The sequence below is a fragment of the Pseudomonas folii genome (genome assembly GCF_014357575.1).
Classification (GTDB): domain Bacteria; phylum Pseudomonadota; class Gammaproteobacteria; order Pseudomonadales; family Pseudomonadaceae; genus Aquipseudomonas; species Aquipseudomonas folii.
On the sequence record NZ_JACONW010000175.1, the window covers coordinates 1 to 10,462 of the forward strand.

Annotated in this window: 11 protein-coding genes; 4 read left to right on the plus strand and 7 right to left on the minus strand. The window is 60.1% G+C overall.

The genetic code is table 11. The features are described from left to right. Positions 1 to 449: 449 nt before the first annotated feature. The 7 genes from H8S59_RS23695 to gshB form a co-directional block, all read right to left on the minus strand. Positions 450 to 1,721, minus strand: coding sequence for a dihydroorotase (locus H8S59_RS23695; RefSeq protein WP_187523004.1), 1,272 nt, complete (start codon positions 1,719 to 1,721; stop codon positions 450 to 452). After that, positions 1,718 to 2,722: an aspartate carbamoyltransferase catalytic subunit gene (locus tag H8S59_RS23700; RefSeq protein ID WP_027898382.1), complete on the minus strand. Its 1,005-nt coding sequence runs from the start codon at positions 2,720 to 2,722 to the stop codon at positions 1,718 to 1,720. The genes H8S59_RS23695 and H8S59_RS23700 overlap by 4 nt, the downstream gene beginning before the upstream one ends. Positions 2,723 to 2,745: 23 nt before the next feature. Beyond that, complete coding sequence (pyrR, locus tag H8S59_RS23705) at positions 2,746 to 3,264, minus strand: bifunctional pyr operon transcriptional regulator/uracil phosphoribosyltransferase PyrR (protein WP_187523005.1); 519 nt, start codon at positions 3,262 to 3,264, stop codon at positions 2,746 to 2,748. A 99-nt stretch (positions 3,265 to 3,363) separates the two neighbouring features. Further along, a complete protein-coding gene (gene ruvX / locus H8S59_RS23710; RefSeq protein ID WP_095092806.1) occupies positions 3,364 to 3,807 on the minus strand; it encodes a Holliday junction resolvase RuvX in 444 nt (147 codons plus the stop codon). Continuing rightward, positions 3,807 to 4,376, minus strand: a complete 570-nt coding sequence (locus H8S59_RS23715) for a YqgE/AlgH family protein (protein ID WP_095092804.1) — start codon at positions 4,374 to 4,376, stop codon at positions 3,807 to 3,809. The genes ruvX and H8S59_RS23715 overlap by 1 nt, the downstream gene beginning before the upstream one ends. A 76-nt stretch (positions 4,377 to 4,452) precedes the next feature. After that, on the minus strand, positions 4,453 to 5,346 hold the full coding sequence (locus H8S59_RS23720) for an energy transducer TonB (protein WP_095092802.1): 894 nt from the start codon (positions 5,344 to 5,346) through the stop codon (positions 4,453 to 4,455). 186 nt (positions 5,347 to 5,532) lie between these two features. Further along, entirely contained in the window at positions 5,533 to 6,486 is a 954-nt protein-coding gene (gshB, locus tag H8S59_RS23725; RefSeq protein WP_095092801.1) for a glutathione synthase, read from the minus strand. 258 nt (positions 6,487 to 6,744) lie between these two features. Between gshB and pilG the strand changes: the two genes are divergently transcribed. From pilG to H8S59_RS23745, 4 genes are all read left to right on the plus strand, one after another. Then, the gene (gene pilG / locus H8S59_RS23730) at positions 6,745 to 7,155 is read left to right on the plus strand and encodes a twitching motility response regulator PilG (protein ID WP_027898388.1); all 411 of its coding nucleotides are present in this window, start codon (positions 6,745 to 6,747) and stop codon (positions 7,153 to 7,155) included. Positions 7,156 to 7,204: 49 nt separating this feature from the next. Further along, on the plus strand, positions 7,205 to 7,570 hold the full coding sequence (gene pilH, locus H8S59_RS23735) for a twitching motility response regulator PilH (protein WP_027898389.1): 366 nt from the start codon (positions 7,205 to 7,207) through the stop codon (positions 7,568 to 7,570). A gap of 12 nt (positions 7,571 to 7,582) precedes the next feature. Continuing rightward, positions 7,583 to 8,122, plus strand: coding sequence for a chemotaxis protein CheW (locus H8S59_RS23740; RefSeq protein WP_095092799.1), 540 nt, complete (start codon positions 7,583 to 7,585; stop codon positions 8,120 to 8,122). 73 nt (positions 8,123 to 8,195) lie between these two features. Beyond that, on the plus strand, positions 8,196 to 10,238 hold the full coding sequence (locus tag H8S59_RS23745) for a methyl-accepting chemotaxis protein (RefSeq protein WP_187523006.1): 2,043 nt from the start codon (positions 8,196 to 8,198) through the stop codon (positions 10,236 to 10,238). Positions 10,239 to 10,462 lie beyond the last annotated feature (224 nt).

Here is a 10,462-nt window from a genome sequence, read left to right on the forward strand (position 1 = left end):
TTGGCTATGCTATGCGCATTAAATCCCCCCTCGCGAACAAGTTCGCTCCTACCGCCTGGGTAGTCCGCCCATCCGCCAGTGTGCCTGAACCTTATCGCGGGCAAGCCCGGCTCCCACAGAGGTTCGCGAAGTGATGCGCCTGACACGCCGCCTCGCGAACAAGTTCGCTCCTACCGCCTGGGTAGTCCGCCAATCCGCCAGTGTGCCCGAACCTTATTGCGGCAAGCCCGGCTCCCACAGATGTTCGCGAAGCGATGCGCCTGACACACCGCCTCGCGAACAAGTTCGCTCCTACCGTATAGGTGATTTGCCCATCCGCCAGTGTGCCCAAACGTTATCGCGGCAAGCCCGGCTCCCACAGCGGTTCGTGAAGTGATGCGCCTGACACGCCGCCTCGCGAACAAGTTCGCTCCTACCCAGAGGTTTGCGGTCACGGGTAGGAGCTAGCCTCAACCGGTATGCGTAATCCGCCCATCCACCAGGGTGTAACGCACGGCGCTCGGCAGGCAGTGGCCGAGGAACGGGCAGTTTTCGCCTTTGGATAGCCACGTCTCACCGGCAACGGTCGAGGCGGCTGGATCAAACAGCACGATGTCAGCGGGCGAACCGGCGCTCAGCTGTCCTGCAGGCAAGCGCAATGCTTCCGCCGGGCCGCTGCTCAAACGGGCGATCAGGGTTGGCACGTCCAGCAAGCCATCTTCAACCAGTGTCATTGCCAATGGCAGCAGCAATTCGACGCTGCTGATGCCCGGCTCGGTCGCGCCGAAGGGTGCCAGCTTGGCATCGCGTTCGTGCGGTTGGTGATGGCTGGAGATCGCGCTGATCACGCCGGATTTGACCGCTTCACGCAGGCCGTCACGGTCCGCGCGGGTGCGCAGTGGCGGTTGCACGTGATACAGGCTGGAGAAGTCGATCAGCGCTTCGTCGGTCAGAATCAACTGATACAGCGCCACGTCAGCCGTGACCTTCAAGCCCCGGGCCTGCGCCTGAGCGATCAGTGCTGCGCCGCGAGCACTGGTCAGTTGGCTGAAGTGCGCGCGTACGCCGCTTTGCTCAACCAGCAGCAGGTCGCGGGCCAATGCCACGGTTTCAGCGGTTTCTGGAATGCCAGCCAGGCCAAGGAAGCTGGCGGTCGGACCTTCATGAGCCAGGCCACCTTCGGCCAGATCACGGTCCTGAGAATTGAAAATCACCGTCAGGTCGAACGTTGCCGCGTATTCCAGCGCCCGGCACAGGGTGCGGGTGTTGCGAAAGCTCTCCAGACCGTTGCCGAAGGCCACGCAGCCCACATCGCGCAAAGCGACCAGTTCAGCCAGTTGTTCGCCTTCCAGGCCCTTGCTGAGAGCGCCAATCGGGAACACCTTGCTGTGCCCGGCTTCGCGAGCGCGATCCAGGATCAGCTCGGCGACGGCCGAAGTGTCCAGAATCGGTTTGGTGCGCGGCGGGCAGCACAGGCTGGTTACGCCACCGGCTGCGGCGGCTCGGGTTTCGCTGGCGATCGTGCCTTTGCGGCTGTAACCGGGTTCGCGCAGGGCTACGTTGAGGTCAACCAGGCCGGGCGCGGCAATCAGGCCAGTGGCGTCGATGGTTTGTACCGGTTCGAAACCCGCTGGCGCATCGCCGATTGCGAGCACCTTGCAGGCTTCCAGGTGCAGGTCGGTAATTTGGTCCAGACCACTTTTGGGGTCGATGACGCGAGCGCCGAGGATGCTGAGCTTCACTGGGCGTTCTCCTGTTCGAATTGTCGTTGCGCGGTCTGTCCGCTCATGGCCATGGACAACACGGCCATGCGCACGGCGATGCCGTAGGTCACTTGATTGAGGATCACCGAATGCGCGCCGTCGGCCACTGCCGATTCAATTTCAACGCCGCGGTTGATCGGGCCGGGGTGCATGACGATGCAGTCCGGCTTCGCGCCCGCCAAACGTGCGGTGGTCAGGCCGAACAGGCGGTAGAACTCGCCCTCGCTCGGCAGCAGGCCGCCCTGCATGCGTTCGCGTTGCAGGCGCAGCATGATCACCACGTCGACATCTTTCAGGCCTTCGTTCAAGTCGGTGTAAACCTTCACGCCGTATTGCTCGACGCCAACCGGCAGCAAGGTTTTCGGCCCGATCACGCGGATGTCCGGGCAGCCCAATGCTTTAAGGGCGATCATGTTCGAGCGTGCCACCCGCGAGTGCAGGATGTCGCCGACGATGGCCACAGACAGATTTTCGAAGCCGCCTTTGTGCCGACGAATCGTCAGCATGTCGAGCATGCCTTGGGTCGGGTGCGCGTGACGGCCGTCGCCGCCGTTAATGATCGCCACTTCCGGGCACACATGCTCGGCAATGAAGTGCGCCGCGCCCGAGTCACCATGCCGCACGACGAACATGTCGGCAGCCATGGCTTCAAGGTTGCGCAGGGTGTCGAACAGTGTCTCGCCCTTGCTGGTCGAGGACGTGGACACGTTGAGGGTGATCACGTCCGCCGACAGCCGCTGTGCCGCCAGTTCGAAGGTGGTGCGGGTGCGCGTGGAGTTCTCGAAGAACACGTTGCACACGGTCTTGCCGCGCAGCAGCGGGACTTTTTTCACCGCCCGGGCGCCGACTTCCAGAAAGGAGTCAGCGGTATCGAGAATTTCAGTGAGCAGCTCGCGAGGCAAGCCGTCGAGGGACAGGAAATGGCGCAGCTGACCTTGATGGTTGAGCTGCAGCGGGCGCTTGGCGTCGAGGGGCGTCATCGCAAAGGACTCTTTCAAGGCGGTTAAAGGGCGGAGGCGGTGGACAGGTCTTGGATTTCGAGGGCCAGCGGCGCAGGACCGCTCAGCTTTACCCGCTCATTGGCGGCCAGCGTCAACGTCGCGCCGACCACGTCAGGGCTGATCGGCAGCTCGCCAGCGTCCAGGTCCAGCAGGCACACCAGCGTCACGCTGGCCGGGCGGCCGTAGTCGAACAGTTCGTTGAGGGCGGCACGAATCGTCCGGCCACTCATCAGGACGTCATCAATCAGCACCAGATGCTGACCTTCGATTTCGAAGGGCAGGTCAGAAGGGCGCACTTGCGGGTGCAGGCCGTTCTGGCTGAAATCGTCCCGGTAGAAAGAAACGTCCAGCGTGCCCAGCGGTTCATCGCGCCCCAGAGTCTTGAGCAATTCCTGCGCGACCCATACGCCGCCAGTGCGAATGCCGATGAAGCGAGGTTCGCTGACGCCGCGCTTGTTGAGGTGCGCGTTCAGGTCAGTGGCCATCTGACGAATCAGTTCGTCGGGGTTCGGCAGGTTCATGAAGTTGCTCCTGAAAGTACCCAAGCCGGGACAAGGCCTGGCTCAGGCGGAAACGAAAATTCAGATTGTTAACGCCAAGCCTTGTACAGGCTAAATGTGTCAGGCACTGAACAGCTCGGCGTTTGCGTCCATCCAGCCCTGTAACAGGAGCATGGCGGCGATGGCATCGACCGGGTTGTCTTTGTAACTGCTACCGCGCTGACCGCCGCGGCTCATGCGCTCGCCCTTGGCTTCGAAAGTCGTCAGGCGTTCGTCATGGGTATAAACCGGGATGTTGAAGCGGCCGTTGATCCGCCGGGAAAACTTCTCCGCCTTGACGCTCATGTCGCTGGGCGTGCCGTCCATGTTCAGCGGCAGGCCGACGATAATGGCGTCGGGTTTCCATTCGCGGATCAGCGCTTCGATCTGGCTCCAGTCCGGCACGCCTTGCTGGGCCTTGAGGGTGCACAGGTCGCGAGCCTGGCCGGTAATCACTTGGCCCACCGCAACGCCGATCTGTTTGGTGCCGTAATCGAAGCCCAGTAGCAAGCGCAGTGCGGGCATCAGGCGTGGCCTGCCTGGCTGGTGAGCAGGTTCAGGTTAACGCCCAGGCGCGCGGCGGCGGCATCCCGACGCTGGTCACTGTCGACGTCAAAGAGAATGGCCGGGTCGAACGGGCAGGTCAGCCAGGCGTTGGCAGCCATTTCAGCTTCCAGTTGGCCCGCATCCCATCCGGCGTAACCGAGGGTGATCACATTTTGATCAGGGCCGTAGCCGTCTGCGATGGAAAACAGCACATCCTGAGACGTGGAAAGCGCCAGGTCGCCGAGTTCGACGGTCGCCTGAAAGACCTGCCCTCGAGGGTGCAGCACGAAACCGCGATCGGTCTGAACCGGGCCGCCCGTATGAATCACTATTTCCTGACAGCGCACGGGAGCGGGGAGCTCGGGGCGCAATTGCTCAAGGACATCCGCCAGCGTCAGGCTTTGCGGTCGGTTGATGACCAGCCCCATGGCTCCGTTGGCGTTGTGCTCGACGATGTAAGTCAGCGTCTGCGCAAAGTTCGGGTCCACCATGTGTGGCATGGCGATCAGGAATTGATGCTTGAGATAACTCGCAGATACGTTTTTCATGAGCTCTAGTGTGGCGCTGCGCGGCGGGCCTGACAACTGGCAGTTCTGACAGGTCCGCAGGTTTGTGAAGGAGCCGTCAGTTACTGGAAAGCTTGTCGCCCCGAGCGAATTTCCAGGTGCGGATGATTTCGAGCCGGTCGATGTCAGCCAGATCGCCGGTGAACGGCGCAAATGGCGCCGCAAGACGTACGATTCGCTGCGCAGCCTGATCCAGCAACGGCTGCCCGGAAGACTCCAGCACCAGTATTTCGTACAACGAACCGTCGCGATTGATCGAGACCATCAGACGCAAATTGCCGTAGATCTGCTTGCGGCGGGCTTCTTCCGGGTAATTCAGGTTGCCGACGCGCTCGACTTTCTTGCGCCAGTCGTCTTTGTACCAGGCACCTTTGTCGCGCATGGTCGACGCGGCATTCAGGCGATGGATCTTTGGCCGCTTGGCGTACAGCTGTTGCTCGTTGGAGAGTTCGGCTTCAAGGCTGGCGATTTCGCTGCTCAGTTGCGAGCTGTCGAATTCTGGCGCGGCCTTGGGCGTGGGATCAGGCTTGACCTCTTCACGCTTGGCGACCGTTTTCTCCGGGGTTTTAGCCTTGGTGGCGACCACGGTTTTCGTCGACTCCTGCTTTTGCACGGGTTTGGCAGCCGCAGGCGGGGTCACTTTATTGATCTTGGTGTCCTGAAACGGCGCAAGCTCGGTGGTCTTGGGAATTTCCGCCTTGTCCAGGGTGCCGCTGCCTTCCTGATTGTCTTGAGCCAGAAAGTCGGCCTGTTTGGGCTTGGTGTCACTTTTGAAGGTGGCGAGGGTGATTTCCAGCGTCTGGCTGATCTGTTCCGGTTTGACGTAGGTGAAGCCCACGCCAAGGATGATCGCCACGTGAATCAACGCCGCAATCAACAGGGTAAAGCCCAGACGATCAGCCGGGCGCACGCCTGATTGGGTAAGTTCGTATGGGAGATCGACAGCAGTCATCAGCGGGTTAGCGTCTCTTGGGGTATTTCAAAATCATAGGCTGCGCATGATAGCCCAGATTGAAATGCGATCTCCTGTGGGAGCGGTGCTTGCCCGCGATAAGAACACCGCGATCTAAAGTAAATCGCGCCCAGCCTTATCGCGGGCAAGCACCGCTCCCACAAGGGGGAATGAATTCCAGCAGGGCTATTCGGCCTGCAGCTTCTTCTCGATCACATCCATCAGCATCCCGCCAATGTTAGTGCCGAATGCATTATCGATCTCGCGGATGCAGGTCGGGCTGGTGACGTTGATTTCGGTCAGATGCTCACCGATCACGTCCAGGCCGACGAAGATCAGGCCTTTTTCGCGCAAGGTCGGACCAATCTGCTCTGCAATATAGCGATCCTTGTCCGTCAGCGGACGCGCTTCGCCACGACCACCTGCTGCCAGGTTGCCACGGGTTTCCCCGGCCGCCGGGATACGTGCCAGGCAATACGGGACAGGTTCGCCGTCGACCATCAGGATGCGTTTGTCGCCGTCCTTGATGGCAGGCAGATAACCCTGCGCCATGATTTGCTGGGTGCCATGTGCCGTCAGAGTTTCGAGAATCACCGACAGGTTCGGGTCGCCCACACGATGGCGGAAGATCGACGCGCCGCCCATGCCGTCCAGCGGCTTGAGGATCACATCGCCGTGCTCTGCGGCAAACTCACGCAGGATGTCGGCACGACGGCTGACCAGCGTCGGCGGCGTCAGGTGCGGGAACTGGGTCGCGAACAGCTTTTCGTTACAGTCGCGCAGGCTCTGCGGCTTGTTGACGATCAATACGCCAGCGCGCTCGGCTTGTTCCAGCAAGTAAGTGGCGTAGACGAATTCCATGTCGAACGGCGGATCCTTGCGCATCAGGATCACGTCCAGATCATCCAGACCGCTGTCCACTTCCGTGCCGAATTCGAACCATTTGGCCGGATCGGCAAAGACTTTCAGCGGTTTCATGCGAGCGCGGGCCTGGCCAGCGTTCTGATACAGGTCCTGCTGCTCCATGTAAAACAGCGACCAGCCGCGTTCCTGAGCGGCAAGCAGCATGGCCAGTGAGCTGTCCTTTTTATAGGAGATGCGCTCAATCGGGTCCATGACAATCCCTAGGCGAACGCTCATGGGCAAATATCCTCTGATCGATAACGGCCGCGTCGGCCTTGAAATAGGCGTCAGGGTGGCGCTCCGCTTGCTCCGGGTCAAGAGGCAAGCACGTGGCGGCCGGCTTTATGGATTGAGTCTGGAGAGTGTGCTAAAAAGGCTCGGCGCCTGAATTTGGCATTTGGCCTTCAGCCCCTGTAAATCAGGAGCTGGCAGTACATCAGGCTCCCGTGCCGGGCTGAACACGCATAATCACGCCGCGGCGATGGAAGAGCAGATATGGAACAGCATTCATCAGCACTGAAAGTCATGGTCATCGATGATTCGAAGACGATTCGTCGCACCGCCGAAACGCTGCTGAGAAATGTCGGTTGTGAGGTCATTACGGCAATTGACGGGTTCGATGCGCTGGCCAAGATCGCCGACAATCATCCGCGAATCATATTCGTCGACATCATGATGCCGCGTCTGGATGGCTATCAGACCTGCGCGTTGATCAAAAACAACCGGGCGTTCAAATCAACGCCGGTGATCATGCTCTCGTCCAAGGATGGCCTGTTCGACAAGGCCAAGGGACGAATCGTCGGCTCCGATCAGTTTTTGACCAAACCGTTTAGCAAGGAAGAGCTGCTCAGCGCGATCAAGGCCCATGTGCCGGGGTTCGTTGCAGTGGAACAACAAGTTTCATGACGCCTGCTGCCCATAAGGGCAGCGGGCATTCATCCTTATGGGGAACACCATGGCTCGAATTCTGATCGTCGATGATTCGCCGACTGAAATGTACAAATTGACCGGCATGCTCGAAAAGCACGGTCATGAAGTCCTCAAGGCCGAAAACGGTGCCGACGGCGTTGCCCTGGCGCGTCAGGAAAAACCCGACGCCGTGCTGATGGACATCGTCATGCCCGGCCTCAACGGTTTTCAGGCCACCCGCCAGCTGACCAAGGATGCGGACACCAGCATGATCCCGGTCATCATCATCACCACCAAGGATCAGGAAACCGACAAGGTCTGGGGCAAACGCCAGGGCGCGCGTGATTACCTGACCAAGCCGGTGGACGAAGAGACCCTGATGAAAACCCTGAACGCGGTACTCGCCGGCTGACGCCGGTTCGTCATGGCTGAGTCTCAAACCGCTTTCCAGCTGCTGTTCGACATCGACCAACGCTGTCGAACACTGGCGGCGGGCCTGCCGTTTCAGGAAACCCGCCAGCAGGACTGGAGCGGTATCGGCTTTCGCATGGGCGAGCGTTGCTACGTGGCGCCCATGGGGGAAGTCAGTGAAATCCTTCACGAGCCACGCTACGCGGTGCTCCCCGGCGTAAAACCCTGGGTGCGAGGCGTGGCCAATCTGCGTGGCAAGCTGTTACCCATCATGGATCTGTGCAGCTTTTTCGGTCATGAGCTGTCACCTCTGCGTAAAGAGCGGCGGGTACTGGTCGTGGAACACCATGATGTGTTCGCCGGTTTACTGGTTGATGAGGTGCTTGGCTTGCAGCATTTCAGTCAGATCAGCCTGATGCCCCGGCAGGCGGCTGACATGGATGACGACATCACACCGTTCATTCGAGGGCAGTTTCTGCGCGATCAGGCCTGGCTGGTGTTCAGTCCATGGGCGCTTGCGCAGTCACCGGGCTTCATGGACGTAGCGCTGTAAACGTATTGGGCAGGCCAGCAACGCTGGCCTTTTTTGCTTGCGCGATGAACATCGCATTCGGTCCAGGTGGGACATGAGTAAAACAGGCAGATCATTGGAAGGCCTACGCAGCCGCTCGCAAATCGTCGTGCTGTTCGTCGCGCTGATCATTTTCATCGTGTTGCTGTTCGTCAATTTTGCTTACCTCAACACGCAATCGAATTACGACAAGCAGTACATCGGTCATGCAGGCGAGCTGCGCGTGTTGTCCCAGCGCATTGCCAAGAACGCCTCCGAGGCTGCTGCGGGTAAACCGCAGGCCTTCAAATTGCTCGCCGACGCCCGCAATGACTTTGACATGCGCTGGGGTTACCTGCGCAAGGGCGACAAAAAAACCGGTTTGCCACCCGCACCAGAGGACGTCCGCGAAGAGTTGCAGACGGTGCAGGCCGACTGGGAAGCCTTGCGCAGAAACACTGACGTGATTCTGGCCAACGAGCAGACCGTGCTGTCGTTGCATCAAGTGGCCGCGACCCTGGCCGAAACCATTCCGCAATTGCAGGTCGAGTACGAAAAAGTCGTCGATATCCTGCTGCAAAACCGCGCGCCTGCCAGTCAGGTGGCGGTTGCCCAGCGCCAGTCCCTGTTGGCTGAGCGGATTCTTGGATCGGTCAACAAAGTGCTGGCAGGGGATGACACCGCGGTTCAGGCCGCCGACGCTTTCGGCCGCGACGCCAGTCAGTTCGGGCAAGTGCTCAGCGGCATGCTCGACGGCAACGTGACCATGCGCATCGCTCAGGTTGACGACCCGGCCGCCCGAGCGCGTTTGGCCGAGATCGCCGAGTTGTTCCAGTTCGTTTCCGGTTCGGTGGATGAGATTCTCGAGACTTCGCCTGAGCTGTTCGAGGTGCGCGAGTCTGCAGGCAACATTTTCAACACGTCACAAACCCTGCTCGACGAAACCTCTGTGCTCGCCAACCGGCTGGAGCATCTGGCCAGTGCGCGCTCATCGAACACCATCGGCGGTTACGTGCTGGGTTTGTTAGCCTTGATGTCGATCATCCTGATTGGCCTGGTCATGGTGCGTGAAACCAACCGCCAGCTTCGCGAGACCGCCGAGAAAAGCGAGCGCAACCAGAACGCGATCATGCGGCTGCTCGATGAAATCGAAAACCTGGCAGACGGCGACCTGACCGTGGCCGCGTCGGTGACGGAGGATTTCACCGGGGCAATCGCTGACTCCATCAACTATTCCATCGACCAGTTGCGCGAGCTGGTGGCGACTATCAACCTGACCGCTGAGCAGGTGTTCGGCGCGGTCAAGGACACCCAGGGCACCGCCACGCAGTTGGCGGCTGCGTCTGAGCACCAGGCGTTGCAGATTACGGCGGCTTCCAATGCAATCAACCGCATGACCGGGTCCATCGATCTGGTCTCCGCCAACGCCCATGAATCCTGGTCGGTTGCCGAGCGGTCGGTGGCAATTGCCAACAAAGGCAATGAGGTGGTGCACAACACCATCAATGGTATGGACAACATTCGCGAGCAGATCCAGGACACCTCCAAGCGGATCAAGCGGCTGGGGGAGTCTTCTCAGGAAATTGGCGATATTGTCAGCCTGATTGACGACATTGCCGACCAGACCAACATCCTCGCCTTGAACGCAGCGATTCAGGCCTCGATGGCCGGTGACGCCGGACGCGGTTTTGCGGTAGTGGCTGACGAAGTGCAGCGTCTGGCTGAGCGTTCGTCATCGGCGACCAAGCAGATTGAGACGCTGGTGCGGGCGATTCAGAACGACACCAACGAGGCGGTGATCTCCATGGAGCAGACCACCACCGAAGTGGTGCGTGGTGCGCGCCTGGCACAGGATGCCGGGGTGGCGCTGGAAGAGATCGAAGGCGTTTCGAAAATCCTCGCCGCGCTGATCCAGAGCATCACCAACGCGGCCCAGCAGCAGTCAGAGCTGGGGCTACAGATTTCCCAGACCATGACGGTTATTCAGCAAACCACCTCGCAAACCACCTCAGGCACCGCCGCCACGGCGCGCAGCATGGGCAACCTGGCGAAGATGGCCAGCGCGATGCGCCGCTCGGTCTCAGGCTTCACCTTGCCGTCGTCGAAGGATCGCGGGTGATGGTCAGACAATTTCCAGTGCTGCTCTCCTGCAGGACAGGTCCGGTCGACACAAACATTCAGGTTGGAATGCGATCTCTGTGGGAGCGGTGCTTGCCCGCGATGCATGAGACGCAGTTAGACGACATACCGCGTTATCGTTTATCGCGGGCAAGCACCGCTCCCACAGGGTCTGTGTGTCCCTCGAATTGCGGTAGCGAGCAATGGACCTGTAGGAATGGTCCA

Bases quoted from the DNA above. Each gene is read 5' to 3' on its own strand.
- H8S59_RS23700 (WP_027898382.1), bottom strand. From the start codon at position 2,722: ATGACGCCCCTCGACGCCAAGCGCCCGCTGCAGCTCAACCATCAAGGT.
- pyrR (WP_187523005.1), bottom strand. From the start codon at position 3,264: ATGAACCTGCCGAACCCCGACGAACTGATTCGTCAGATGGCCACTGAC.
- ruvX (WP_095092806.1), bottom strand. From the start codon at position 3,807: ATGCCCGCACTGCGCTTGCTACTGGGCTTCGATTACGGCACCAAACAG.
- H8S59_RS23715 (WP_095092804.1), bottom strand. From the start codon at position 4,376: ATGAAAAACGTATCTGCGAGTTATCTCAAGCATCAATTCCTGATCGCC.
- H8S59_RS23720 (WP_095092802.1), bottom strand. From the start codon at position 5,346: ATGACTGCTGTCGATCTCCCATACGAACTTACCCAATCAGGCGTGCGC.
- gshB (WP_095092801.1), bottom strand. From the start codon at position 6,486: ATGAGCGTTCGCCTAGGGATTGTCATGGACCCGATTGAGCGCATCTCC.
- pilG (WP_027898388.1), top strand. From the start codon at position 6,745: ATGGAACAGCATTCATCAGCACTGAAAGTCATGGTCATCGATGATTCG.
- pilH (WP_027898389.1), top strand. From the start codon at position 7,205: ATGGCTCGAATTCTGATCGTCGATGATTCGCCGACTGAAATGTACAAA.
- H8S59_RS23740 (WP_095092799.1), top strand. From the start codon at position 7,583: ATGGCTGAGTCTCAAACCGCTTTCCAGCTGCTGTTCGACATCGACCAA.
- H8S59_RS23745 (WP_187523006.1), top strand. From the start codon at position 8,196: ATGAGTAAAACAGGCAGATCATTGGAAGGCCTACGCAGCCGCTCGCAA.